Source organism: Paraburkholderia sp. SARCC-3016, from assembly GCF_031119615.1.
Lineage (GTDB): Bacteria > Pseudomonadota > Gammaproteobacteria > Burkholderiales > Burkholderiaceae > Paraburkholderia.
Map to the genome: position 1 here is coordinate 146,354 of NZ_JAVHZD010000013.1, position 26,233 is coordinate 172,586.

Sequence of the window (26,233 nt, forward strand, 5' to 3'; positions counted from 1 at the left end):
CGCACTCGCATCCGCGCCGAGTGTCCCGCTTGCCGCGCGTTTCAATGACCCCAGCGCAGCGCGAGCGGATTCGCTTCGCGCGCGAGTTCGAGCAGTTCAGCGCGCGTCGCACCCGACAGCGCTTCGAGCGGATGACGCACCGCATCGCTCCTGATCACGCCGCCTTCCATCATGACGGTTTTGGTCGCACGCAACCCGCACTGGCGATTTTCGTAGTTGATGAGCGGCAGGATCCGTGCGTAGCCGGCGCGCGCCTCGTCGCGGCGCCCGGCGCGGAACGCGTCGAACACAGGACGGATCAGGTCCGGCAGCAGCGCGCTCGACATCGTGCCGGTCGCGCCGGCGTCGAGGTCGGGCATCAGCGTGATCGCTTCCTCGCCGTCGAACGGCCCTTCGATCGCGTCGCCGCCGGCGGCGATCAGCGCGCGCAGCTTCGCGGCCGCGCCCGGCACTTCGATCTTGAAGTAGCGCACGAGCGGCAATTCTTTAGCGACGCGGACCAGGAACGGCACCGACAGCGCAACGCCGGAAAGCGGCGCATCCTGAATCATGACGGGCACGCCCGCCGCATCGGCGATGCGCGCGAAGTGCTCGAACATGGCGTTTTCATCGACGCGCAGCGAAGCGCCGTGATACGGCGGCATCACCATGATGATGCTCGCGCCCGCCGCGACAGCGCGCCGCGCGCGCTCGCTGGCGATCTGCGTGCTGAAGTGACTGCAGGTCGCCATCACGGGAACGCGGCCCGCCGTATGCGACAGACACAGATCGACGAGCGTGTCGCGCTCCGCATCGGTCAGCACGAATTGCTCAGAGTAATTCGCGAGAATGCAGATGCCGTCGACCTTCTGATCGACCATGCAATCGATCACGCGCCGCTGGCCGTCGAGGTCGAGTTCTCCCGACGCGGTAAACGGTGTCGGCGCGACGGGGAAAAGACCGGAGAAGCGAGGCGAGTTAACCACTATTTGAGACTCCTGTTGTTCTGCCGTGCACAGCGGGTAAAACCCGGGCGCAATCTTGAATTAGCCAAACTATATGCGCGAGCGATCCGTCTAGTGATTAGTGTTTTCCCCCATTCTCGCAGCATAAAAAGTCATTCTATTTGTCTGCCAGTGAGAGTAAATTCCCGGTATGCGGCACGTAATACTGGTGTCATTGACCAACGCGCTCCAGAATTCGACGGGCGCCGCCGCAACCAAAAGTCTAGCTACAGCAAGGCTTGGCACAGACACCCGGCATCGCATATAGTCTTACTATATTGAACAAAATCGATCGAGACAACATGACTGATCAACCCCGCAAGCTCCGCTCGGCCCAGTGGTTCGGCACCGCCGACAAGAACGGCTTCATGTACCGCAGCTGGATGAAGAACCAGGGCATTCCGGATCACGAATTCAACGGTAAGCCGATCATCGGCATTTGCAATACGTTTTCGGAGCTTACCCCTTGCAATGCGCATTTCCGTAAGCTCGCCGAACACGTAAAGCGCGGCGTGTTCGAAGCGGGCGGCTTCCCCGTCGAGTTCCCGGTGTTTTCGAATGGCGAGTCGAATCTGCGGCCCACCGCGATGTTCACGCGCAACCTCGCGAGCATGGACGTCGAGGAATCGATCCGGGGCAATCCGATCGATGCGGTCGTGCTGCTCGCCGGCTGCGACAAGACCACGCCCGCGCTGCTGATGGGCGCCGCAAGCTGCGATGTGCCGGCCATTCTCGTGACCGGCGGCCCGATGCTGAACGGCAAGCATCATGGCCGCGATATCGGATCGGGCACCGTCGTCTGGCAGTTGTCCGAACAGGTCAAGGCCGGCAAGATTTCGATTCACGAGTTCATGTCGGCCGAAGCGGGCATGTCGCGTTCGGCCGGCACCTGCAACACCATGGGCACCGCATCGACGATGGCGTGCATGGCCGAAGCGCTCGGCGTGACGCTGCCGCACAATGCGGCGATTCCCGCGGTCGATGCGCGCCGCTATGTGCTCGCCCATCTGTCCGGCATGCGTATCGTCGAGATGGCGCTGCAAGATTTGCGGCTGTCGAAACTGCTCACGCGCGAAGCATTCGAAAACGCGATCCGCGCGAACGCGGCGATCGGTGGCTCGACGAATGCGGCGATTCACCTGAAGGCGATCGCCGGCCGCATCGGCGTGGATCTTTCGCTCGACGACTGGACGCGCATTGGCCGCGGCACGCCGACCGTGGTCGACCTGCAGCCGTCGGGCCGCTTCCTGATGGAAGAGTTCTATTACGCGGGCGGCCTGCCCGCGGTGCTGCGCCGCCTCGGCGAAGCGGGCCTGCTGCCGCACCCGGATGCCTTGACAGCGAACGGCCACTCGCTGTGGGACAACGTGAAGGACGCGCCGAACTATAACGACGAAGTGATTCGCCCGCTCGACAAGCCGCTCGTCGCCGACGGCGGTCTGTGCGTGCTGCGCGGCAACCTCGCGCCGAACGGCGCGGTGCTGAAGCCGTCGGCGGCCACGCCCGCGCTGCTCAAGCACCGCGGCCGCGCAGTCGTGTTCGAGAACTTCGACGACTACAAGAGACGCATCGTCGACCCGGAGCTCGACGTCACCGCCGATTCGGTGCTGGTCATGAAGAATTGCGGTCCGAAGGGCTATCCGGGCATGGCCGAAGTCGGCAACATGGGCCTGCCGCCGAAGCTGCTCGCGCAAGGCGTGACCGACATGGTGCGCGTGTCCGATGCGCGCATGAGCGGCACCGCGTACGGCACCGTCGTGCTGCACGTCGCGCCCGAGGCGCGCGCGGGCGGACCGCTTGCGGTCGTGCGCGACGGCGACTGGATCGAACTCGACTGCGAGGCCGGCAAGCTGCGCGTCGATATCGACGAAAAGGAGATGGTCGCGCGCCTTGCCGAATGGAAGGAAATGCAAAAGCCGAACCCGAAGGATGCGACCGGCTACCGGAACCTGTATGTCGAGCACGTGCTGCAGGCCGACGAAGGCTGCGACTTCGACTTCCTCGTCGGTTGCCGCGGTGCGGAAGTGCCGTCGCACTCGCACTGACGATCGGCCTGTCAGGCGCAAACAAGGGCCGTCGAGGAGGCCCTTGCGCGCCCGATTCTCTTCCGCTTCCTCCCTCGCGAGAAGCCGGCGTGATAGTTGCGCCGGCAACCACATTTGCCAGGACGCGCCAGCCGCGATGCGCGGCGAGTCTGCGCGCGCCCCGCGTCCTCCCTCGGCCCGGCTAGCCTAGCCCGCGCGCCGCGAGCCCGAGAATCGAATCGGCATCGACGCGCGCGTTTTCGAGCTGCACGAGGCTCGCTTGCCGCGCGCCGAGCGCATCGCGATTCAGGATCGCCGTCAGAATCGCCTTATGCCGCGGCAGCGACAACGCGTGCGTATCCGGGTGGCGGCTCGTCAGCTTGATCGACTCCGATAGCGCAAGCGACATCATGTTGCCGATATACGCGAGCATGTCGTTGTGCGTTGCAGCCATGATGGCGCGGTGAAATTCGAGGTCCGGCTCGAGCAGCGCGCCGGCGTTTTGCGCGTGTTCCATCTGGTCGTACGCGGAGTTGATCCGTTTGAGGTCTTCGTCGGTGGCCGCTGTCGCCGCAAGCGCCGCGGCCGCCGGTTCGATGATGCGCCGCACCGTCATCAGCGCGCGGAAGAACTCGCCTTCGGGGATGCTGTTGAGCGTCCAGTACAGCACGTCGGGATCGAGCATGTGCCACTCGTCGCGACCGCGCACGATGCTGCCCACACGCGGCTTCGAAACGACGAGCCCTTTCGCCACGAGGACGCGCGTCGCTTCGCGCAGAACGGGTCGGCTCACTCCATACTGTTCACAGAGGGTGGATTCCGCCGGCAGCCGTTCGCCCGGCTGCAACCGCCCGCTGACGATTTCGATGCCCAGTTCCTGCACGATGCGGGCATGCATGCTTTTTCGTTTCTGGAGGTGCCGATAGTCCATTGCCGTTTGTTTTCGAAGCCGCTCGAATGCGGACTTTGTGCGCGGAACCGATGGCGGTCAGGCCGCTGTGGACCGGCACACTGGGCGGGGCCCGCCGGGGTGAGCCAAGCATAGCATGCGAGTCACGAGTTGTTGCCTGGTGCAGAGACCAGGTGCGGCGAGCAGGTTCGCTTCTTGCTATGGGCAGGTTAGCGGAAGTCGTACCGCTTTTTGCGAGGGACATGACAATGAAACGCAAATTCTTCGCTGGACTGCTTGCATTGGTTTCCCTGGGCTGCCAGGTCGCATTCGCCGCGTCATCGGAGCAGGACGGCAACAAGGCGTGCCGCCGCGACGCTTTCCGGCTTTGCTCAGCGGAAATTCCGAACAAGGACAAGATCGAGGCCTGCATGAAGCAGCACTACGATCAGCTATCGCCTCCATGCCAGAAGATGTTCCAGTCCTCGTCGTCCAACAATGATGGGAAGTAAAACTCAAGGAGAATTATGCAGATGAAGACTTCGGCTCATAACGGATACGCGATGAAGCACAAGACGAAGCTCGCCGCGTGGCTCGCCGGCGCAGCGCTCGCCGCCGGCGCGGCAACCTGCGCCGTCGCGCAGGACAACCCACAGACGGGCAGCACGCAAGGCAGCGCGGCAGCCCAGACGGCAAACCCCTCAACGAGCGCGGCACCCGGCGCCGCAAGCATGACCAGGGCGCAGCGCAAGGCCGCGCAAAAACAGGCGCGCAAGGAGGCACGCGCGAAGCGCACTGCCGAACTCAAACAGCTCGAACAGCACGGTTACCAGCCGGGGCGCGACGATCCGAACTATCCGGACGACCTGCAGAACGCACAAAGAAAGGCCGGCATCGGCCAGGGCGCGAGCCAGTAGCAGGCACGCTCGACAGTTCCGTCCAACATTTCACGCCGTAAGCGCCGCCGGAACCGGCCGCGGCGCCCTGCGCTGCTGAAACACGCAGGCAAAGCGTCTATGTGATACTTCCGACGCTCGACGGCCGGTCATTTCGCTCCGCATTGCGACAGCCGGCCTTGGTATAAGACAATCCGCCAAGACCAAGCCATTCCAGCCAAACATGCCCACATCACTAGAACAAGCGGACGCGAAGCCCGACAGGAATGCGGCTGTCGCAACCGTCGACGAGGCGAATTTCAGGCGCATCATCCGGCGCAATATCGCATTGCCGCTCGCGGTCGGGCTCGTTACGGTCGCAGTGTTCGCGGTGCTGATCGCGTACCTCGTCTCGACGGTGAACTGGGTCGAACACTCGGAGCGCGTGATCGGCGATGCCAACGAGGCGCTGCGCCTCGCGGTCGACCGCGAGTCGTCGCTGCGCGGTTTCCTGCTGACCGGCGACGACGCGTTTCTCGCGCCGTATCAGGCCGGCCAGCCGCGCTTCCAGTCGCAGATCGCCGAGCTGACCGGGCTGGTTTCGGACAACCCGCCGCAAATCGAAAAGCTGAAGACCATTCAGGCGATCCAGGCGCGCTGGAACACCTACGCGCAGCAAATGATCGACGCAAAGCGCAAGCACCAGGACGTCAGCGATGTCGTTGCCGCCGGTCGCGGCAAGGCCGAATTCGACGAGACGCGCCGCATATTCGGCGAGTTTCTGGAAATCGAGCAAGACCTGCGGCGCCAGCGGTCCGATGCGGCGCGCAGCCTGACCGGCACGACGGTCGTCGTGTTCCTCGTGTTCAGCGTGTTGATCAGCGCACTGCTCGCGTTTCGCGGCCGCCGCGATCTGCTCAATCTTTCCGCCAACTACGACGCCGTGTTGCGGCAGCAGGTCGCGCACACCGAGCAGTTGCAGCAGCAGGTGTGGCTGCGTTCGGGCCAGCGGCTGCTTGCGGAAAAAGTGGTCGGACAGGCGACGGCGCCGCTCGTGGGCCGTGCGATTCTCGAGTTTCTTGCGCAGTACCTCGACGTCGTCGTGGCCGCGCTGTATGTGCGCGACCGGGTCAACGGCGAATTGCGGCGCGTCACGACTTACGGCTTCAGCGCGGAAAGCGAGCAGAACACGCGCAACTTCCATGACGGCGAAAGCCTCGTCGGCCAGGCGGCCTTCTCGCGCCGGACGATCGTCCTCGAACAGGTGCCCGACAACTACATCAAGGTCGTCTCGGGTACGGGCGCGGGCACGCCGACCAGCGTAATCGTGCAGCCGATCGAAAACGACGGCATGGTGAATGGCATCGTCGAAATGGGCTTCATGCGGCCCGTCAGCGTCCGCGATCAGGAATTCCTGCAGCTCGTGTCCACGAGCATCGGCGACTTTATCGAAGCGGCACTTTATCGCGAGCGGCTGCAGGATGCGCTCGCCGAAACGCAGCAGCTCAACGAGGAACTGCAGGTGCAGCAGGAAGAGCTGCGCGTGTCGAACGAAGGACTCGAGGAACGCGGGCACGCGCTCGTCGAATCACAGGCGCGGCTCGAAGCGCAGCAGGCGGAGCTCGAACAGACGAATGTGCAGCTCGAGGAATACGCGCAGCGGCTCGAACGGCAGAAGGCCGAACTGATCGCCGCGCAGGGCGAACTCTCCGCGAACGCCGCGCGGCTCGAGCAATCGAGCCGCTACAAGTCGGAGTTCCTCGCCAACATGTCGCACGAACTGCGTACACCGCTCAACAGCTCGCTGATTCTCGCGAGACTGCTGCAGGAAAACCGCAACGGCAATCTGACCAGCGAACAGGTGCGCTACGCGGAAACGATTCACGCATCGAACAGCGACCTGCTCGTGCTGATCAACGATATTCTCGATCTGTCGAAGGTCGAGGCCGGGCAGATTACGATCGAGCCCGTCAGCGTGTCGATCGATGCGCTGCTGCGGTCGCTGCGCGAAATGTTCGAGCCGATGGCAGCCGCGAGGCATCTGCGATTCTCCGCGCAGCGCGCGCCCGGCGTGCCGAATACGATCGTCACCGACGGCCAGCGTCTGACGCAGATTCTGCGCAACCTGCTCTCGAACGCGCTGAAGTTTACCGAGCGCGGCGAAGTCGCACTCAACGTCGCCGCCGACGAAGCAGGCTTGCTGCGTTTCGACGTGCGCGACACCGGCATCGGTATTGCCGAGGACAAGCTCGAGATGATTTTCGACGCGTTCCAGCAGGCGGACGGGTCCACGAGCCGTCAGTACGGCGGCAGCGGCCTCGGGCTGTCGATTTCGCGCGAGTTCGCGCGGCTGCTCGGCGGACGCATCGGCGTAGTCAGCGATCTCGGCCGCGGCAGCGTGTTCACGCTGTGGCTGCCGACCGAGTCCCCGGCTGAAGCCGCGGCGCCCGCGGCGCGGACCGTGCCGACACCGGCGGGCGAACTGCACGGCGCATCGTCGGGTGTATCGGGCGCACCGGGTGCGGCGGGCACGCCGGCCACGGCGCGCGACGCCGAGCGCGGCGCTGCCGCGCCGGCCGGCAGAGGCAGCGCCGCGCCGCGCGCATCGGACGCATCGGCAGCGGGCACGCTTAACGGCACGCGCGCGTCGGGTGGCTTGCGCTCCGACGCGGCGCGGCAGCCGATCGACGACGACCGCGACAACCGCAAGCACGACCAGCGTCTGATTCTTGCCGTCGAAGACGACCTTGCATTCGCCGAGATCCTGCGCGATCTCGCGCATGAACTCGAATTCGACTTCATCCACGCGACCGACGCCGCGAGCGGCGTCGCGATGGTGCGCGACCTGCAGCCGACCGCGGTGCTGCTCGACGTCGGCTTGCCGGACCGCTCGGGTTTGACGGTCCTCGAATGGTTGAAGAACGATCCGGACACGCGCCACATTCCGATTCATATCGTGTCCGCCACCGACCATGCGGAAAAGGCGCTGCATCTGGGCGCGGTCGGCTACACGCTGAAGCCCACCGCGCGCACGACGCTCGAGGCCGCGATTCGCCGCCTCGAAACGCGCCTGCAGCAGCATATGAAGCGCGTGCTCGTGATCGAAGACGACCGCGCGATGCGCGAAAGCATCCGCGCGCTGCTGCAAGGCGAAAGCACCGAGATCGTCGCCGTGGCGACGCTCGGAGAAGCGCTCGAAGAACTCGAGCGCACGCAGTTCGATTGCGTCGTCACCGACCTGGCGCTGCCCGACGGCACCGGCTACGACCTGCTCGAACGGATGGCTGCCGATCCGGCTCTGCAGACGCTGCCCGTGATCGTCTACACGGGTCGCATGCTGTCGGGCGACGAGGAACATCGACTGCGGCGCTACTCGAAATCGATCATCATCAAAGGGGCGAAATCGCCCGAGCGGCTGCTCGACGAAGTGACGCTGTTTCTGCACAGCGTCGAATCGTCGCTTGCGCCCGAACAGCAACGGATGCTGCGCACCGTGCGGCAACGCGACAACGCGTTCGAAGGCCGCACGATCCTGCTCGCGGAAGACGACGTGCGCAATATTTTCGCGCTATCGCATGTGATCGAACCGCTCGGCGCGAGGCTCGAAATCGCGCGCAACGGCCGCGAAGCGCTCGATCTGCTCGAACAGGGCGTCGATGTCGACCTCGTGCTGATGGACATCATGATGCCGGAGATGGACGGCTTGACCGCGACGGCGCAGATTCGCGCGAATCCGCGCTTCTCGCAGTTGCCGATCATCGCGCTGACCGCGAAGGCGATGGCGCACGACCGGCAACGCTGTCTCGAAGCGGGCGCCGACGACTATATTTCGAAGCCGATCGACGTAGACAAGCTGATCTCGCTATGCCGCGTGTGGCTGCGGCAGCGATAGCCGCCCGATCGAGCGTATGCCGGACCGAACGGAGAGCCGCATCAGCATGGAGATGAACCCGATGACCCGCTCGTCCTACGAGCTGTCGCCGCAGCGGATGCACGATTTCGACATCGAGCTGAAGCTGTTGCTTGAAGCGATCTACCTCAAGTACCAGCACGACTTCCGTCACTACGCGATGTCGTCGTTGCGGCGCCGGCTTGCCCAGGCGCTCGACGAATTCGGCGTGACCACGCTATCGCAATTGCAGGACCGCATCATGCGCAGCGAGGACGAATTCGGCCGGCTGTTTCACTACCTGACGGTGCAGGTCAGCGACATGTTCCGCGACCCGCAGTACTTCCTCGCGCTGCGCGAACACGTGTTGCCGCTGCTGCAAACGTATCCGTCGATCAAGGTATGGGTAGCCGGCTGCAGCACCGGCGAGGAATTGTGGTCGCTGAAGATTCTGTTCGACGAAGAAGGTTTGACCGAACGAACGCTGTTCTACGCGACCGACATCAACCCGGGCGCGCTTGCGCGCGCCGAAGCGGGCATCTACGCGCTCGACCGCGTGGCCGGCTTTACGCGCAATTATCTTGCGGCGGGAGGCAAGCATTCGCTGTCCGACTATTATCATGCGGCGTACGGCGGCGCGCGCTTCGCCGGTTCGCTGAGCGACCGCGTGGTGTTCGCCGACCATAGCCTCTCGACCGACGAGGTGTTTCTCGAAGCGCATCTCGTGTCGTGCCGCAACGTGCTGATCTATTTCGATCGCGGTCTGCAGGACCGCGCGCTCGGCCTTTTCAGCCGCTCGCTCGTGCGGCGCGGCTTTCTAGGGCTGGGCAGCAAGGAAAGCCTGCGCTTTTCGAACCACTACGACGGATTCGAAGAGTTTCGGGAACCCGAGCGCATCTATCAGAAACGGTAAATGCTGCAACGAACGCAGCGTTGAACGCCGCGCGCGGATCGGCGCTAAATTCGACGCTTGACCGGCCGCTTAGTCGGCCGTTAAACCGGGGGCATTCGATCCGGCATCGAATCGGCGCCACCACGATCGAACGACTGAACAGGAACCGTATGCGAGACGACAGAGCCAGTGCCGCCGCCCCGCCAAAGGCGCGCCGCTCCGCGCGCGCGTTGGACGCATTCGACGCGGTCGTGCTCGGCGGGTCTGCGGGCGGCATCGAAGTGATCGCGATGCTGCTGGCTGCGCTGCCGCCCGCCTTTGCGTCGGCCGTGCTCGTCGTTTCGCATCTGCAGGCCGACCGGCCCAGCTACCTCGTCGAATCGCTGCGACACCGCTCCCGGTTGCCGGTCGTCGAACCGGATTCGGGCGAAAGCGTCGTCGCGGGCCGTGTGCACGTCGCGCCGCCCGGGTATCACATGCTCGTCGACGACGATCGCACGATTGCGCTGTCGGTCGATTCGTCGGTGCGTTTCTCGAGACCGTCGATCGACGTGCTGTTCGAATCCGCAGCGCATGTGTACGCGTCGCGGCTGCTCGGCGTTCTGCTGTCGGGCGCGAACGACGACGGCGCGCATGGCCTCGAAGTGATCCGCGCAATGGGCGGCATCGCGTGGGTGCAGGACCCGCAAACGGCAAGCTCGGCTACCATGCCGCGCGCGGCGATCGCTCGGGGAGCGGTCGACGAAATTCTTTCTCCAACTCTCATGGCCCAGCGGCTCGCCGCGTTGCAGGCCTCATCGTGATCCGACGCCATGGCGCATCCATCAGTCAATATCCTGATCGTCGACGACACCGCACATAACATCACGGCGCTCGAAGCGTTGCTGTCGCGTCCCGGTGTCGAACTGCTCGTCGCCAACTCGGGGACCGCGGCGCTCGATCTGCTGCTCAAGCACGATGCCGCGCTTGCGATTCTCGACGTCAACATGCCGGGCATGAACGGCTTCGAACTCGCATCGCTGATGCGCGGCAGCCCGCGCACGTCGCACGTACCGATCATTTTCCTGACCGCAACCACCGAAGACGCGTCCCGGACGTTCCGCGGCTACGAAGCGGGCGCCGTCGACTTCCTGCACAAGCCGTTCGATCCGCGCATTCTGCAATCGAAGGTCGATGTGTTCGTGCAGCTCGAGCAGCACAAGCGGCAGCTCGCCGAGCAGCTGCTCGCTACGCGTCAGCTGCTCGAAGCGAACGAGATGCTGATGGCCGTGCTCGGACACGATCTGCGCACGCCGCTGGGGACCGTGCTCGCGTCGGCCGAGTACCTTGCGCGCATCGCGCCGGACGAACAGGCGGCGACGGTCGCGAACCGCATCAGGAACAGCTCGATGCGGATGTCGCGGATGGTGCATCAACTGCTGAACCTCGCGCGGCTGCAAGGCGGCCGGATGCCGCTTGCGCCGCGCAACGCGGACCTCGCGGCGCTCTGCCGTTCGGTGATCGAAGAGTTTGCGACGCAGGAGGGCGTCGAACGCATCGCACTCGATGCGCGCGGCAACTGCACCGGCAGCTGGGACACCGATCTGCTGTGGCAAGCGATTTCCAATCTGATCAGCAATGCATTGCATCACGGCGCGCAGGACAGCGGCATTGCCGTCGAAATCGACGGCGGCGAAGCAGGGCGAGAGTCCGCTCACATTACGCTGACCATTACGAACGGGGGCGCGATTCCGCCAAACATGATGCCGCATCTGTTCGAAGCGTTCGGCAGCACCACGCCGGGCCGGCGTGCGATCGACAACCGCTCCGCGGCCGCACAACCCAAGGACGGCCGCCCTCGCGGAGGTCTCGGGCTCGGCCTGCATATCGTCCGTACGATCGTGCAAATGCACGGCGGCAAAGTGTGCGGCGCGTCGGACGCGGAACGCGGCACCGTTTTTACGATCGAATTGCCGCGCGCAGCGCCCGGCATGTCTCGCTGACCGCACAGGCAGCGTTGCAAAAACGGCGCGGTTTTACCTCGCGCGGGCGAACCGCTCTACAATGCTTCCCGGCTGTTTCGAGGCGTCGCGCGCCGACGCTTCGTTGCGCCGCTGTTTCGCTGACTCGCTCGTGTTCAATATGCTCATCCGTCCATCCCGCTTCGCGCTCGTGCTGCTGCCCGGGTTCGCCCTCGCGCTTGCCGCGTGTACATCCACGCCCAAACCGAAGCTGCAGGACGAATTCCTCAGCAGCGACATGAGTCCGTTCATGCACACGTTCACCGTGTCGAGCGCGGAAGCATGCGATTCGGCGCGGCGCGCGCTGCTGAGCCAGGGCTATATGACGACGGCCGCGCGGCCCGACTCGATCGATGCGTCGAAAAATTTCCAGCCCGCAAGCGACTCGCACTACACCGTCGAATTTCACGTGGTGTGTACAGCAGGCGACGATGCGGCGAATTCGAGCGTCGTCTACGCGAACGCCGTGCAAAACGGCTATGCGCTGAAGAAGAGCGACACGTCGGCCAGCGTCGGGCTCAGCATTCTCGGCTCGCTGTCGCTGCCGATTCGCTCGAACAGCGACGCGATGGTCAAGATCTCGAGCGAGACGATTCAGTCCGGCAGATTCTACGACCGGTTCTTCGATCTGGTCGGGCGCTATCTGCAAGCCTCCGTACGTACGGCGCCGGTGCCGGGCGCGTCGGTCGATGCGACGTCGTTGCCTGGCGATCCGTTGCCGCTGCCTGCGCCGGCGCTCGTTGCGGCGCCCGTGACCGTCACGCCGCCGCCTACGCCGATCGCCGCGCTTCCGGTGACGGCGACGCCTGCGCAGGCGCTGCCGGCGGCGGCTGCGTCGAGCGCGGTTGCGACGTCCGCACCGGCCGCCGCCGTCACGGCGCCGGCCCTCGAGCCCATCGCGGAGCATGCGGCCGCTGCCTCGCCTGCGTCGAGCCCAACGATCGCGCCGCAAGCGCAGTAGGCCTCGAGCAAGCCTTATGCGTTTGCCTCTGCGCGTTCGCGAATCAGGTCGATCAATGCCCGCAGCCCCGCGGGCACGTGACGCCGCCCCGGATAGTAAAGACATAGGCCATCGAACGGCGGCGTCCAGTCGGCCAGCACGCGCTGCAGCGTGCCGGCTTTCAGATCCGCCCCGACTGTCCATTCGCTCAGGTATGTAAGCCCGAGGCCGGCGCGCGCGGCCGATAGCATCAGTTCGGCATCGTCGAGCGTAATCGCTCCTTTCACGTCGACCGTCAGCGCCTCGCCATGGCGCTCGAACTCCCAGTGGTAAATCGCGCCGCTCGGCATGCGCGTGCGGATACAGCGGTGCGCGTCGAGATCGGCGGGCGTGCGCGGCGGCGGATGCTGCGCGAAGTACGCGGGGCTGCCCGCCACCGCGAATCGCAGCATCGGGCCCAACGACACTGCGATCATGTCCTGCGGCACCGTTTCCGCGAGGCGGATGCCCGCATCGAAGCCTTCGACGACGATGTCGATCATGCGGCCCTCGGTCACGATGTCGAGTTTCATCTCCGGGTAGCGGCGCAGGAATTCGATAAAGATCGGCATCGCCTGGCGAGCCGCCCCCACGGATGTATTGATCCGCAAAGTGCCCGATGGGGTGTCGCGGTGGCTCCCCGCCTGCTCGAGCGCACTGCGGATTGCCGAGAGCGCCGGTGCGACGCTGTCGGCGAACTGGGCGCCGGCCTCGGTCAACGAAACGCTGCGCGTGGTCCGGTTGAAAAGCCGCACGCCGATACGCGCTTCCAGCGCTGCAATGGCATGGCTCAGCGCCGACTTCGACACGCCCAGTTCGGTTGCCGCTGCGCGGAAGCTGCGATGACGTGCGACGGCGAGCACGGCCTCCAGTTCGGTCAGCCCGGAAGTTTCCATTGTCCTGAATTGCTCAACAAGTCGTCCTTGATTATATGGCTAGTCAGGCCAACGGACTGGACCTATCTTTGAAAGCCACTCAGACGTTCATGCACGTAGAGGAGCTTTCGACTTATGCAAGACATCGACAAAATCTATATAGACGGCGAATTCGCAACGCCGCATGGCGAGGAAAGGTTCGATCTGTTCAACCCGGCGACCGAGCAGGTGATCGGCCGCGTGCGGCTTGCCGACGAACACGACGCGAACCGCGCGGTTGCGGCCGCAAAACGCGCGTTTGCGTCGTTCTCGCTGACCGGCAAAAGCGAGCGGCTCGACATGCTGCAGAGCATGGCGGGCGCCGTGGCCGCGCGGGAAGACGAGCTCTACGAAGCGATCATCGACGAATACGGCTCGCCGGTGGAGCGCGCGCGCTGGATGGCCAGGTACGCGCAGACGGCAATGGTCGAAGCCGCGAGGACGCTGCGGCAATACGATTTTACGAAACGCATCAACACGAGCGAGGTGGTGATGCAGCCGGTCGGGGTGGCCGGCCTGATCACGCCGTGGAACGCGAATGCGCATTTCATCTGCAACAAGCTCGCGACCGCGGTGGCAGCTGGCTGCACCGCCGTGATCAAGCCAAGCGAGATGAGCGCGATCCAGACGCGCATCGTCACTGAAGCGCTGCACGAAGCGGGCTTGCCGGCCGGCGTATTCAATATCGTCACAGGCCGCGGCGAAGTGGTCGGCGCGACGCTCAGCGCACATCCGGATGTCGCGAAGATTTCCTTCACGGGCTCGACGGCGGTCGGCAAGTCGATCCTGCGCGCCGGCGCCGATACGCTCAAACGCATCACGCTCGAGTTGGGCGGCAAATCGCCGTTCATCGTGCTCGACGACGCCGATTTCGACGAAGCGGTGCCCCTTGCACTACAGGCCGGCTTTATGAACAACGGGCAGGCTTGCATTGCCGGCACGCGCATCCTCGTGGCGCAACAGCGCGTCGCGGAATTCGAGGCGCGGATTCGCGCCGCGGTCGAAAAAATCCAATCGGGCGATCCGCGCGATCCCGCTACGGTGATCGGCCCGATGGTCAGCGAGAAGCAGTGGAACCGCGTGCAGCGCTATATCCGCATCGGCCTCGACGAAGGCGCGCGTCTCCTCACGGGCGGCGCAGGGCGGCCCGATGGGCTCGAGTCCGGCTGGTTCGTGCGGCCTACGGTGTTCACCGACGTGCGCAACGATATGACGATCGCGCGCGAGGAAATTTTCGGCCCGGTGCTGTCGATCATCGCGTATCGCGATCTCGAAGACGCGATCGCCATTGCGAACGACACGACCTATGGGTTACAGGCGTATGTCGTCTCAGCCGACGCGGCGAAGGCGCGTGAAGTGGTCGCGCGCATCGATGCGGGCCGCGTGATGATCAACGCGATCACCCACGACCCGGCCGTGCCGTTCGGCGGATTCAAGCAGTCGGGCATCGGCCGGGAAATGGGGACGCTGGGGCTCGAAGCCTATCTGGAACCGAAGGCGGTGATGGGGACGTTTTGAGGCGAGTCCGAGTGTGATGATCTTGCCGCTGCAGCTTGCGCAGCGAGCGCTGTTTGATCTACAGCGCCGCGCTACAGCCACGTTTGCGCCTCACACCAGACCCCGCATCGTCCTGGCGATCGCCTGCGGCGGCTGCCCGAATGCGCGCAAAAACGCGCGCCGCATTCTTTCGCGGTCGCCGAATCCGGTCTCGCGTGCGACGACGTCGACGCCATGCCGCCCGCTTTCGAGCATCAGCCGCGCCGCTTCGACGCGCAGCCGCTCGACGGCCTTCGCCGGCGTCTGCCCCGTTTCCGCGCGAAACGTGCGCGTGAACTGGCGCGGGCTCAGATGCGCCGCGCTCGCGAGCTCCTCGACCGAGAGTTCCGCCTGCAAATTCTGCTTCGCGTAGTTGAGCGCGTCCTGAATGCGATCCGATTTCGGCTCGAGGTCCAGCAGCGCCGAAAACTGCGATTGTCCGCCCGCGCGCCGGTGATACAGCACGAGCTGTCGCGCGACCGTGCGCGCCGTGTCGATACCCGCATCCTTCTCGACAAGCGCGAGCGCCAGATCGACGCACGCACTCATGCCCGCCGAAGTCCATACCGGCCCATCGATGATGAAAATGCGGTCTTCCTCCATCTGCACGTCCGGGTAGTCGCGCCGCAGTTTGTCCGCGAAGAACCAGTGCGTGGTCGCACGACGGCCCGCGAGCAATCCGGCCTCGGCCAGATTGAACGCGCCCGTGCACGTCGAGCCGATGCGCCGGACGCGCGGCGCCGAGCGCTTGAGGAATTCGACGACAGCCGGAGGCGACACCTGCGCGTCGTTGGCGCCGACCACGAGCAGCGTATCGAACGGGCTGTCGTCGAACTTCTGCGTCGTGACCGAAAAACCCGACGAACCCTGGACCGGGCCGCCCTCTTCCGAAAGCAGCACGAGGTCGTACACCGGGGTGTCCGCCACCCGGTTCGCGAATTCGAAAACGCTCAGCACCGACAGATTCATCATCTGAAAGCCCGGAAACAGCACCACGCCCAAGCGCAACATAGCGATTCCTTACTGATGTCCTAAAAGGTGGCATATACGACATTGCCGCCATGTGAGTATGCACGTATTCTTCGAGACATGCAGCAACGCATCGTAATTCGAACCGAATCTACTCACTTACTGGAGGCTGAACATGTCGAACACATCTTTCAAGGGTACCGCCGTCGTCACGGGCGCATCGACCGGCATCGGCGCTGTCTACGCGCAACGGCTCGCGCACCGCGGCTATGACCTCATCGTCGTGGCCCGCAACCGCTCGCGTCTCGAACAACTGGCCAAGCGCATCACGAGCGAGACGGGCCGCTCGGTGGAAATCGTCACCGCCGATCTTTCGAAAGACGAAGACATCCGCCGCGTCGAAAACGTGCTGCGCACGGACGCAAGCATCACGCTGCTCGTCAACAATGCCGGCATCGGCGCCGCGCTGCCGTTGTTGAACTCGGATGTCGACGCGATGGAAGCGATGATCAAGCTCAACGTCGTGTCGCTCACGCGCCTCACATATGCGATCGCGCCGGCGTTCGTCGCGCGCGGCAGCGGCAGCATCATCAATGTCGCATCGATCGCCAGCGTCGCGCCGGAAATGCTGAACGGCGTCTATGGCGGCACGAAGTCGTTCGTCGTCGCGCTCACGCAATCGCTGCGTCATGAACTCGGCGACAAGGGCGTGCGCGCGCAGGCCGTGCTGCCGGGCGCAACACGCACCGAGTTCTGGGGCATCGCGGGCCAGCCCGTCGAGAACCTGCCTGCGCACATCGTCATGGACGCCGGCGATATGGTTGACGCCGCGCTTGCCGGCTTCGATCAGGGCGAAACGGTGACGATTCCGTCGTTGCCCAATGTAGCCGACTGGAACGCATTCGAAGCGGCACGCCAGGCGTTGATGCCGAATCTGTCGCGCAGCAAGCCGGCCGAGCGCTTTGGCGTGCACGCGGAAAAAGCAGTAGGGGAAGCCGTGTAAACAGGCGCGGCGCCGGTTCGGGCCGGCAAAACCCGTCGGCAAAAACGCGCCGGCCGTCGCAACGTCCGCTTCCGCGGGCAAGGCGATGGCCGGCGCGCTGCCGGACAAAGGCCGCAAACAGCCTGCTAGTTCGCCAGCGCCTGAAGTTGCGCGTGCAATGAATCCGGGACCTCGATGCCCTCGCGGCCAGCCGCGTCGGCCAGACCGTGACGGCGCTGCCCCGGCAAACGCACGTCCGGATCCTGCAACAGGCTTTCGATGAGCGCTTCGACACGCGACAGGTACATCTCGTTGCCGGCGAGCGCACCCGGGTCGACCGCCCAGAACAGATGACCGATGCGCGAGCGCTCGCCCTCCTCGGTCAGGAACGAGCCGGCCTCATAGCCGAAGTTCGCGCCCGCGAGCGCGGCCGCGAGCAATTCGACCATCAAGGCAAGCATGGCGCCCTTGGCGCCGCCGAACGGCAGCACCATGCCGTCGAGCGCCTCCTTCGCATCGGTGGTCGGCGTGCCGTCGCGCGCGGTCGCCCAGCCTTCCGGAATCGGCTTGCCCTCGCGTGCGGCAATCATGATCTTGCCGCGCGCGGCCTGCGACAGCGACAGGTCGATCATCAGCGGGTCGCCGTTGCGGCGCGGAAACACCGCGGCGATCGGATTGGTGCCGAACAGCGGATGACGGCCGCCCCACGCCGGCATCGCGCCCGGTGAATTGCTGAATGCGAGACCGACGAGACCGGCTTTGCCGAGTGCTTCGAGATGGTACGCGCCGACGCCGAAGTGATGGCTGCGCGTGACGCTTGCGACTGCGCTGCCGTGTTCGCGCGCACGCGCGATCAGCATTTCGATGGCAAGCGCGCAGGCGGGAAACGCCATGCCGTCGGCCGCATCGACGAGCACCGCCGCATTGCGCGACGCGATCACCGTGGGCCGCGCATGCGGGTCGACGCGGCCATTGCGCAGCTGCGCGATATACATCGGCAGCCGCGCGACGCCGTGCGACGACAGGCCGCGCTCGTCCGCATAGACGAGTGCACGCGCCGTGGTCACTGCCGTCTCCTGCGGCGCGCCCGTGCGTTCGACGGCGCTCGTTGCAAGCGCAAGCAGGGCATCGGGTGAAACACGCGTCATGGCAGAATTCCTTTTTCATGTTGCGGCCGGGACGCGCCGAAACCCGGCTGCAACGTCCCGCCACGTCAGTTCGAATGTTCGCGCGCGAAAGCCGGCGGCGCGCCGCCTTCGGTTTCGCCCGTTTGCGTTTGCGCCTCGTCGCGCAACACGTCTTGCGGCGGCGCCGCGAGAAATTCGCGGGCTGCGCGCGCATCGAACGCGCCTTCCCAGCGCGCCACGACGATCGTCGCCACCGCATTGCCGATCATGTTCACGATCGCGCGTACCTCGTTGAGCACGCGATCGATGCCGAGAATCAGCGTGATGCCGGCCACCGGAATGATGTTGTGCGTCGACAGTGTAGCGGTAAGAGCGACGAGCGCGGCTCCTGCGACGCCCGCACCGCCTTTCGACGTCAGCATCAGCACCGCGAGCAGGCCGAGTTGCTGCCATAGCGTCAGATGCGTGTTCGTCGCCTGCGCGATGAAAAGCGACGTCATGGTCAGATAGATCGCCGCGCCGTCGAGGTTGAACGAGTAGCCGGTCGGCAGCACGAGGCCGACCACCGTCTTCGGACAGCCGAGGCGCTCGAGCTTTTCCATGAGCCGCGGCAGCACCGATTCGGTCGTCGACGTGCCGAGCACGATCAGCAGCTCCTCGCGCAGATACTTGAGCAGCGGCCACAATCCGACGCCGGCCCAGCGGCATATCGTGCCGAGCACGAGCACGATGAACAGAATGCTCGTCACGTAGAAGCACACGATCAGCAAACCGAGCTGCTGCAGCGTCGTGATGCCGTACTTGCCGACCGTGAACGCCATCGCGCCGAATGCGCCGAGCGGCGCGAGCCGCATGATCATCTCGACGATGCTCATCAGCGTATCGCTGGTCTGCTCGATCACGCGCATCAGAAAACGGCTGCGGCGCGCGCCCAGCGAAAGCGCGATGCCGAACAGCACCGAGAACAGCAGCACCTGCAGCAGATCGCCGCGCGCAAAGGCGCCGACCACCGAGTTCGGCACGATCTGCTCGAGGAAATTCGTCGACGCCTGGTTATGCACCTCGGTGACGTAACGTCCGACCGCCTGAGGATCGAGCGTCTTGGGATCGATGTTGAGTCCCGCGCCCGGATGCAGCACATTCGCAACGACGAGCCCTATCACGAGCGCGATCGTCGTGACGATTTCGAAGTACACGATCGTCTTCAGGCCGACGCGGCCTACCGATTTCAGCGACTCCATCCGCGCGATGCCGACCGATACGGTGCAAAAGATCACGAGCGTGATCAGCATCTTGATGAGGCGGATGAAAGTGTCGCCGAGCGGCTTCATTTGCACGCCGAAGTCCGGCGCGAAGTGACCGACGATAATGCCCGCGGCAAGTCCGATCAGGACCTGTACGTAGAGATGTCGTAGCACGCGCAAGATGGTGTCTCCTCCACTCGCTGCTGCCTTCTGGAATGGGACAATGCTGCGCGACGCGCGCCGGGCTTTATGTGCGTCTGCTTGCCCTTGTGCGTGGTGAGGGACTGCGCGTTGCGCGAACAATGCATGTGCGGCGCCACACGCGGGGGCGAAATGCACCCGCGCGTCAGCCGTAACGCCGTGCGTCCAGGCTAAGCCTTGCGGCTTTACATCCGGCCGATCAGGCGCTTTCGAACAGACGCGTCAGCACGAACTCGCGATGGCCGAGCGCTTCGGCGGCCGTGAAGCGGCCGTTGATCGTCGCCATCATCGATTCGAGCAGCTTGTCGCCGGCCTGATCGAGGTTCTGCTCGCGCTGCAGCAGGCCCGACACGTCGACGTCGATATGCTCGCTCATCGTGCGCACGGTGCGCGGGTTCGCGCAGATCTTGATGACGGGCACGATCGGGTTGCCGATCACGTTGCCCTGACCTGTCGGGAAAAAATGCACGGCAAAGCCCGACGCCGCGCACAGCGTGACCATTTCCGCCGCCGCGGACGACGAATCCATGAACCACAGGCCCGAATGCGTCGGTTCCTCGGCCTTGTCGAGCACGCCGTCGATCACACACTTCTTGCCGATCTTCTGGATGTTGCCGAGCGCCTTTTCCTCGATCGTCGTGAGACCGCCCGCGATGTTGCCTTTAGTCGGCTGCGATTCGGAAAGGTCGTCCGTCTTCCAGCGGTTGATCATGTCCTGGTAGCGGTCGAACATGAACTGGAAGCGCTCGCGCACCTTGTCGTTTGCACAGCGCGCGGCGACGATCTGTTCGCCGCCCGTGAGCTCCGACGTTTCGCCGAACACGAGCGTCGTGCCGAGGCCGTACAGCTTGTCGAAAGCATTGCCGACCGTCGGGTTCGCGCCGCAGCCCGACGTCGTATCCGATTCGCCGCACTTCGTCGACACCCACAGGTCGGAGATCGGGCACTCGACGCGATCGAGCGACGTGGCGTACTGCACCATTTCCTTCGCGGCCTTCGATGCACGCATGATCGTGTCGTGATCGCCATGCAATTCGATACCGAAGCCCATCACCGGCTTGCCCGACTTCGCGATGCCGTCGACCACGCGCTTGGTCCAGCCCTCTTCGATGCCGATCACGACGACAGCCGCAACGTTCGGGTTGCAGCCCGCGCCGATCAGCGTGCGGAAATGCAGGTCGAGGTCGGCGCCGAATTGCAGGCGTCCGTACGGGTGCGGCAGCGCCATCGTGCCTTTGATGTTGTTTTCGACGGCCAGCGCCGCTGCGTTCGACAGATCGTCGACGGGCAGGATGATCACATGGTTGCGCACGCCGACGCGGCCGTTGTCGCGACGATAGCCGCGGAAAGTGGTGTTCTTGTCAATCACGCTCATGATGTGTCTCGATGTCTTGGATGTAGGGACGATGCAAAGCGGGTAACGCGAGTGGCCCCGGCCGGGTAGCCCAGGCGGCCCCGTGGCTTACCAGCGCTTCGTCTTGATGTTGTGCACGTGAGCGTGCTCGCCCGCCTTGATCGGCGCGACGACCTTGCCGATGTCGACGCCGTACTTGAACACCGTATCGCCGACGGCCATGTCCTTCAACGCGACCTTGTGGCCGATCGGAATGTCCTGCTTCGCCGACACCGTGACGATTTCATCGTCGTCCATGATCCATGCGTTCAGCTGCGTGCCGGCCTTGATGCCTTCAACCACCGCAACGCCGACGGTGTCCTTCGATTCATGCAGCACGATGTGAATCGTTCTTTGCGATGCTTTTGCCGCACCTGCTTCGGTGTTGCTCATTGAAATGTCTCCAGGGTGGTTGGTCGGCCGGCGGGTTTTGTGACGTCCGTGGAAATCATCTTAGGCGGCGACATTGCCTATGTCAACCATATCATCTATATGTGTTCAATGAGCCGGATGAAGTAGAATTCCGGTGAAATCTGACAAAGCGATTGCATCGCCGGCATGCTGCGAGACAAGGACCAAGGGGCACCCGCCATGAACACGCCGACCATCATCGGTACGACGCCCGCCATCGGCGGCACGCGTTACAAGGAAGTGAAGAATGCGATGCTCGCGGCGCTGGCGGCGCACGAATGGAAAGGCGGCGAGACGATTCCTTCCGAAAAGCGCCTCGCCGAGCGTTTCGGCGTGTCGATCGGCACATTGCGCAAGGCAATCGACGAACTCGTTGCGGACAACATCCTCGTGCGCCATCAGGGGCTCGGCACCTTCGTCTCCCAGCACCAGCGCGACCGGCATTTCTTCCGCCTGTTCCGCATCGTGCGCGCCGACGGCGAGAAGACCTATCCGACCGTGAGCCTCGTATCGTTCAGGAAGGCGAAAGCCACGCGCGAAGTCGCGGCACTGCTCAACATCGAAACCGGCGCCCGCGTCTTCACGTTCCTGAACCAGCTCGCGCTGCACGGCGAGCACGTGATGACCGAGAACATCACGGTGCCTGAGTCCCGTTTTCCCGGGCTCAGCGAAACCACGCTGCGCGAGCGGCCCAGCACGCTCTACAACCTCTATCAGGACGTATTCCACATCAACGTGGTGGGCACCGACGAACGCGTGCGCATCGCGCTCGCGGACGAGGTCGAAAGCGCATTGCTCGGCGTCGAACCGGGCGCACCGATCCTCGAGATCCGGCGCGTCGCGTACTCGTATCATCATGTTCCCGTCGAGGTTCGCATCTCGCACGTCAATACCGCCCACTACGAGTATGTGGGCGCTTCGGCATCGCACGACGAAGCTTCGTGAGCAGTCGTACGCGCAACCGTATTCTGTTAATTTGCAATCGGCGAAACGATCACCTACACTCGCTACTCATACAGATGATGTAAATCATAAAGCTGCGGTGCGCGCCAACCGCCAACTATCAGGAGACCCTCACGATGCATACCTGCCTGCTTTCACGAAGCTCCAGAGCCATCTACCCCTCCCGTCGCCCGGCGTCCTGTCGCGCCGCAACGAATCCTTAATATTGGCGACTCATACTGCGCCGCTCGTCCCCGGAAACTTTCTCTAACGATTTGCCGTGCCGTTCCTCTCGCAAGGAGTGTCGAGCAATGAGCTTTCGCAAAGTCGCCGTCGCACTATCCGCGCTGGCCGCGCTGTTCGTCTGCACGGTCGCCCGTGCCGACATGACAGAGATCAAGATCGCGCGCCAGTACGGCGTCAGCTATCTGCCGCTGATGCTGATGCAGGATCAGAAGCTGCTGGAAAAGCATGCCGCGCAGTTGGGCATTCCGAATCTGAAGGTATCGTGGGTCGAATTCGCGGGCGGCAACGTCATGAACGACGCGCTGCTGTCCGATTCGCTGCAGATCGCCTCGGGCGGCGTCGCCCCGCTCGTGCTGCTGTGGTCGCGTACACACGGCACGCCGCTCGAAGTCAAGGCGCTCGCCGCGATCAATTCGATGCCGCTGCTCCTGAACACGACGAACGCCGCGGTGAAAACCGTTAAGGACTTCTCCGGTAAGGACAAGATCGCGCTGCCGGCCGCCAAGGTGTCGATCCAGGCGATCACGCTGCAAATGGCCGCGGAAAAGGCCTTCGGCGCGGGCAATCAGGGGCAGCTCGACAAATACACGGTATCGCTGTCGCATCCGGACGCGCAGCAGGCGCTGCTCTCGGGCAGCAGCGAGGTGACCGCGCATTTCGGCTCTCCGCCGTTCCAGGAGCAGGAGCTCACGCATCAGAACGTGCATACGGTGCTGAATTCGTACGACGTCCTCGGCGGCAAGTCGACGTTCAACCTTGTCTGGTGCACATCGAAGTTCTATCAGCAGAACCCGAAGCTCGTCCAGGCGTTCATGGCGGCGCTCGACGAGGCCGAAGCGTCGATCAACAAGGACAAGCACGCGGCCGCGCTCGCCTATCTGCGCATCAGCAAGGACAAGAGCAGCGTCGACGATATCGAGAAGATGATCTCGGCGCCAGACGTGCAGTTCACGACGGTCCCGCAAAACACGATCAAATACGCGGACTTCATGGCGCGCACCGGCCTCATCAAGACGAAGCCGGCCTCGTGGAAAGACATGTTCTTTCCGACTGCGCAATCGCAGCAAGGGAGCTGACCATGTATTCGATGCGTAACACCAATGGCGCGTCTTCGTCGGGACATGCGCCCGACCATGCACCGCTGCTCGACGTGAAAGGCGTCACGCTGCAATACAAAACGCGCAAGCATCTCGTGATGGCCACCTATCGCGTCGACTTCCAGGTCTTCCAGGGCGACCGCTTCGTGCTGCTCGGCCCGTCCGGTTGCGGCAAGTCGACCTTGCTCAAGAGCGTGGGCGGCTATCTGCCGCCCACCGAAGGCTCGATGACGCTGAAGGGCAAGACGATCACGAAGCCGGGTCCGGACCGCATGATGGTGTTTCAGGAATTCGATCAGCTGCTGCCATGGAAAACCGTCAAGCAGAACGTGATGTTTCCGCTGCTGTCGTCGCGTCGCCTCAATGCGCGCGAAGCGGAGCAGCGTGCGATGCACTACATCGACAAGGTCAACCTGACGAAATTCGCGGACAGTTACCCGCATACGCTGTCGGGCGGCATGAAGCAGCGCGTCGCGATTGCGCGCGGCATGGCGATGGAACCGGACATTCTGCTGATGGACGAGCCATTCGCGGCCCTCGATGCGCTGACGCGCCGCAAGATGCAGGATGAGCTGCTCGCGCTGTGGCAGGAAACGCGCTTCACCGTGCTGTTCGTCACGCACTCCATTCCGGAAGCGATCAAGGTCGGCAGCCGCATTCTGCTGCTGTCGCCGCATCCGGGCCAGGTGAAGGCCGAACTCAACACGGCCGTATCGGGCGAGGCCGCGGTCGCGCTCGAAAAGCGCATCCAGCACATGCTGTTCGAAGACGAAATCGAAGAGGCCGAGAATGTCTAACGGTACTGCCCACGGCGCCGCATCCGCCACTGCATTGCCCCCTTCAACCGGCCGCGGGGCAGGCCGCGATGCAGGCCCCAACGCGGCAGCCGGCCTCGCGTCGGCGCCGCGTGAAGAGATCGTTCGCGAAACGAGCGACACGCATCAGTTCAGTGTCGTCGAAAAGCCGCTATCGACGTTCGAGCGGCTTTACAACCAGGGATGGATTCGCAAGTTCGTGATTCTCGCGTTTCTCGCGATCGTCTGGGAAGTGTACGGTCGCATCCTGAACAACGCCCTGCTGTTCCCGACGTTCAGCGCGACGGTCCAGGCATTCGTCACGAGCATCGCGAGCGGCGAATTACCCGGCAAGGCCTGGGCATCGATCCACGTGCTGCTGATGGGCTACGCGTGCGGCATCGTGCTTGCCGCGGTGCTGACGGCAGCGGCAATCACCTCGCGCATCGGCACGGACTTTCTCGAAACGATGACGTCGATGCTGAACCCGTTGCCCGCCATCGCACTGCTGCCGCTTGCGCTGATCTGGTTCGGCCTCGGCAACGGCAGCCTGATCTTCGTGCTCGTGCATTCGGTCACGTGGTCTGTCGCGTTGAATACGCATTCGGGCTTTCTGTCGGTCAGCAACACGTTGAAGATGGTCGGACGCAACTATGGACTGCGCGGCGGCCGCTACGTCACGAAGATCCTCGTGCCCGCCGCGTTCCCGAGCATTCTCACAGGCCTGAAAATCGGCTGGGCGTTTGCATGGCGCACGTTGATCGCCGCGGAACTCGTGTTCGGCGTGAGCTCGGGTTCGGGCGGTCTCGGCTGGTTTATCTACGAGAACAAGAACCTGCTCGATATCGCGAATGTGTTCGCCGGGCTATTCACGGTGATTCTGATCGGCCTTGCAGTCGAGAACCTGATCTTCCGCACGCTCGAACGGCATACGGTGCAGCGCTGGGGCATGCAGTCGTGAGCATAGCGGGGCCGGCTGCGTGGACAACGAGATCGAGGCGGCATTGCTTAAGTTGCGCATGAGGTCGCGCGCTGCTGCGGAGCGAAAACGTTGAGCACGCAGCTCGCGTTGCTCGTCGTCGGCGGCAGCGCGATCGCGGGCTTCGTATCGGGTCTGGCCGGCTTTGCCTTCGGCCTCGTCGCGATGGTGTTCTGGGCATGGACGCTGCCGCCGCAAGCGATCGGGCCGATGCTCGTGGTCGGCTCGCTGGTCGGCCAGGTGCTGACCGTCGGCACCGTGCGCGGCCAGATACGCCCCAAAGTGATCGGGCCGTTCATTGCAGGCGGAATGATCGGTGTGCCGATCGGCGCCGCCCTGCTGCCGATGATCAACCCGACTGGCTTTCGCATCGGTGTCGGGCTGTTGCTGATTGTCTATTGCGGCGTAATGCTCGGGGCGAGAAACCTTCCGAAGGTGACCGCGGGAGGAGCATGGGCCGACGGCGGCATCGGCGTGATCGGCGGTATTCTCGGCGGCATCGCGGGTCTCGTGGGCCCCGCGCCGACTGTCTGGTGCATGCTGCGCGGCCATCACAAGGACTTGCAGCGCGCGATCTGCCAAAGTTTTTTTATCGCCATGCAGTCGCTGACGCTCGTCATGTACGCGCTGACCGGCCTCATCGACCGCCAAACACTGACGCTGTTCGCGTGGATGCTGCCGTCCACATTGATTTTCGCGTGGCTCGGATCGCGTCTGTACGTGCGCATCTCCGATACGGCATTCAGGCGCGTGCTGCTCGCGCTGCTGTTTGCATCGGGTGTCGCGCTGCTCGGCACATCGCTCGTTCACGCTTTGCGCTAGCTGCGCGCATCGGCCCAAGCCGCATATCGGCGGCCAGTTCGCGGA

23 protein-coding genes are annotated in these 26,233 nt (G+C 64.0%); 15 read left to right on the top strand and 8 right to left on the bottom strand.

What is annotated here, in order from left to right; all coding sequences use genetic code 11:
- Positions 1-41: 41 nt before the first annotated feature.
- The gene (locus tag QYH69_RS15115; protein WP_075159229.1) at positions 42-965 is read right to left on the bottom strand and encodes a dihydrodipicolinate synthase family protein; all 924 of its coding nucleotides are present in this window, start codon (positions 963-965) and stop codon (positions 42-44) included.
- A gap of 320 nt (positions 966-1,285) precedes the next feature.
- Here QYH69_RS15115 and QYH69_RS15120 point away from each other — a divergent pair, with 320 nt between their 5' ends.
- Positions 1,286-3,028, top strand: a complete 1,743-nt coding sequence (locus QYH69_RS15120) for an IlvD/Edd family dehydratase (protein WP_308832675.1) — start codon at positions 1,286-1,288, stop codon at positions 3,026-3,028.
- 181 nt (positions 3,029-3,209) lie between these two features.
- On the opposite strand, the gene QYH69_RS15125 is transcribed toward QYH69_RS15120, so the two are convergent.
- Positions 3,210-3,938 (bottom strand): FadR/GntR family transcriptional regulator, encoded by a 729-nt coding sequence (locus tag QYH69_RS15125; protein WP_308832676.1) that lies wholly within the window; start codon positions 3,936-3,938, stop codon positions 3,210-3,212.
- Between the two features lie 227 nt (positions 3,939-4,165).
- Here QYH69_RS15125 and QYH69_RS15130 point away from each other — a divergent pair, with 227 nt between their 5' ends.
- The 7 genes from QYH69_RS15130 (at position 4,166) to QYH69_RS15160 (ending at position 12,513) form a co-directional block, all read left to right on the top strand.
- Complete coding sequence (locus QYH69_RS15130) at positions 4,166-4,408, top strand: hypothetical protein (RefSeq protein ID WP_308832677.1); 243 nt, start codon at positions 4,166-4,168, stop codon at positions 4,406-4,408.
- A gap of 51 nt (positions 4,409-4,459) precedes the next feature.
- Positions 4,460-4,813 carry a hypothetical protein gene (locus QYH69_RS15135; RefSeq protein WP_374992423.1) on the top strand — a complete coding sequence of 118 codons (354 nt, stop codon included), beginning with the start codon at positions 4,460-4,462 and terminating at the stop codon, positions 4,811-4,813.
- A gap of 202 nt (positions 4,814-5,015) precedes the next feature.
- Positions 5,016-8,663, top strand: coding sequence for a response regulator (locus tag QYH69_RS15140; protein WP_308832679.1), 3,648 nt, complete (start codon positions 5,016-5,018; stop codon positions 8,661-8,663).
- A 61-nt stretch (positions 8,664-8,724) separates the two neighbouring features.
- A complete protein-coding gene (locus QYH69_RS15145; RefSeq protein ID WP_308832680.1) occupies positions 8,725-9,573 on the top strand; it encodes a CheR family methyltransferase in 849 nt (282 codons plus the stop codon).
- Between the two features lie 149 nt (positions 9,574-9,722).
- The gene (locus tag QYH69_RS15150) at positions 9,723-10,355 is read left to right on the top strand and encodes a chemotaxis protein CheB (protein WP_308832681.1); all 633 of its coding nucleotides are present in this window, start codon (positions 9,723-9,725) and stop codon (positions 10,353-10,355) included.
- Between the two features lie 9 nt (positions 10,356-10,364).
- The gene (locus QYH69_RS15155; RefSeq protein ID WP_308832682.1) at positions 10,365-11,534 is read left to right on the top strand and encodes a hybrid sensor histidine kinase/response regulator; all 1,170 of its coding nucleotides are present in this window, start codon (positions 10,365-10,367) and stop codon (positions 11,532-11,534) included.
- A 139-nt stretch (positions 11,535-11,673) separates the two neighbouring features.
- Positions 11,674-12,513, top strand: coding sequence for a DUF2242 domain-containing protein (locus QYH69_RS15160; protein ID WP_308832683.1), 840 nt, complete (start codon positions 11,674-11,676; stop codon positions 12,511-12,513).
- A 14-nt stretch (positions 12,514-12,527) separates the two neighbouring features.
- Here QYH69_RS15160 and QYH69_RS15165 read toward each other — a convergent pair whose 3' ends face one another.
- Positions 12,528-13,427, bottom strand: coding sequence for a LysR family transcriptional regulator (locus tag QYH69_RS15165; protein ID WP_308832684.1), 900 nt, complete (start codon positions 13,425-13,427; stop codon positions 12,528-12,530).
- Positions 13,428-13,541: 114 nt separating this feature from the next.
- Here QYH69_RS15165 and QYH69_RS15170 point away from each other — a divergent pair, with 114 nt between their 5' ends.
- The gene (locus QYH69_RS15170; protein ID WP_308832685.1) at positions 13,542-14,963 is read left to right on the top strand and encodes an aldehyde dehydrogenase family protein; all 1,422 of its coding nucleotides are present in this window, start codon (positions 13,542-13,544) and stop codon (positions 14,961-14,963) included.
- Positions 14,964-15,053: 90 nt separating this feature from the next.
- Here the strand turns inward: QYH69_RS15170 and QYH69_RS15175 are convergent, their stop codons facing one another.
- Positions 15,054-15,992, bottom strand: a complete 939-nt coding sequence (locus QYH69_RS15175) for a GlxA family transcriptional regulator (protein ID WP_308832686.1) — start codon at positions 15,990-15,992, stop codon at positions 15,054-15,056.
- Positions 15,993-16,125: 133 nt separating this feature from the next.
- On the opposite strand from QYH69_RS15175, the gene QYH69_RS15180 reads away from it, so the two are divergent.
- Entirely contained in the window at positions 16,126-16,953 is an 828-nt protein-coding gene (locus tag QYH69_RS15180; RefSeq protein WP_308832687.1) for an SDR family oxidoreductase, read from the top strand.
- 125 nt (positions 16,954-17,078) lie between these two features.
- Here QYH69_RS15180 and QYH69_RS15185 read toward each other — a convergent pair whose 3' ends face one another.
- From QYH69_RS15185 to QYH69_RS15200, 4 genes are all read right to left on the bottom strand, one after another.
- The gene (locus QYH69_RS15185; protein WP_308832688.1) at positions 17,079-18,080 is read right to left on the bottom strand and encodes an Ldh family oxidoreductase; all 1,002 of its coding nucleotides are present in this window, start codon (positions 18,078-18,080) and stop codon (positions 17,079-17,081) included.
- Positions 18,081-18,145: 65 nt separating this feature from the next.
- A complete protein-coding gene (gene dctA / locus QYH69_RS15190; protein WP_374992419.1) occupies positions 18,146-19,483 on the bottom strand; it encodes a C4-dicarboxylate transporter DctA in 1,338 nt (445 codons plus the stop codon).
- A 220-nt stretch (positions 19,484-19,703) separates the two neighbouring features.
- Positions 19,704-20,879: a UxaA family hydrolase gene (locus tag QYH69_RS15195; RefSeq protein WP_308832689.1), complete on the bottom strand. Its 1,176-nt coding sequence runs from the start codon at positions 20,877-20,879 to the stop codon at positions 19,704-19,706.
- Between the two features lie 87 nt (positions 20,880-20,966).
- Positions 20,967-21,290 (bottom strand): UxaA family hydrolase, encoded by a 324-nt coding sequence (locus QYH69_RS15200; RefSeq protein WP_219801948.1) that lies wholly within the window; start codon positions 21,288-21,290, stop codon positions 20,967-20,969.
- A 198-nt stretch (positions 21,291-21,488) separates the two neighbouring features.
- On the opposite strand from QYH69_RS15200, the gene QYH69_RS15205 reads away from it, so the two are divergent.
- The 5 genes from QYH69_RS15205 (at position 21,489) to QYH69_RS15225 (ending at position 26,188) form a co-directional block, all read left to right on the top strand.
- The gene (locus QYH69_RS15205; protein WP_308832690.1) at positions 21,489-22,253 is read left to right on the top strand and encodes a GntR family transcriptional regulator; all 765 of its coding nucleotides are present in this window, start codon (positions 21,489-21,491) and stop codon (positions 22,251-22,253) included.
- A gap of 308 nt (positions 22,254-22,561) precedes the next feature.
- Positions 22,562-23,572 (top strand): ABC transporter substrate-binding protein, encoded by a 1,011-nt coding sequence (locus tag QYH69_RS15210; protein WP_308832691.1) that lies wholly within the window; start codon positions 22,562-22,564, stop codon positions 23,570-23,572.
- A gap of 11 nt (positions 23,573-23,583) precedes the next feature.
- Positions 23,584-24,390 (top strand): ABC transporter ATP-binding protein, encoded by an 807-nt coding sequence (locus tag QYH69_RS15215; protein WP_308832724.1) that lies wholly within the window; start codon positions 23,584-23,586, stop codon positions 24,388-24,390.
- On the top strand, positions 24,383-25,348 hold the full coding sequence (locus QYH69_RS15220; RefSeq protein ID WP_308832692.1) for an ABC transporter permease: 966 nt from the start codon (positions 24,383-24,385) through the stop codon (positions 25,346-25,348). Before QYH69_RS15215 ends, QYH69_RS15220 begins: the two co-directional genes overlap by 8 nt.
- Positions 25,349-25,438: 90 nt before the next feature.
- Positions 25,439-26,188 (top strand): sulfite exporter TauE/SafE family protein, encoded by a 750-nt coding sequence (locus QYH69_RS15225; RefSeq protein ID WP_308832693.1) that lies wholly within the window; start codon positions 25,439-25,441, stop codon positions 26,186-26,188.
- Positions 26,189-26,233: the final 45 nt, after the last annotated feature.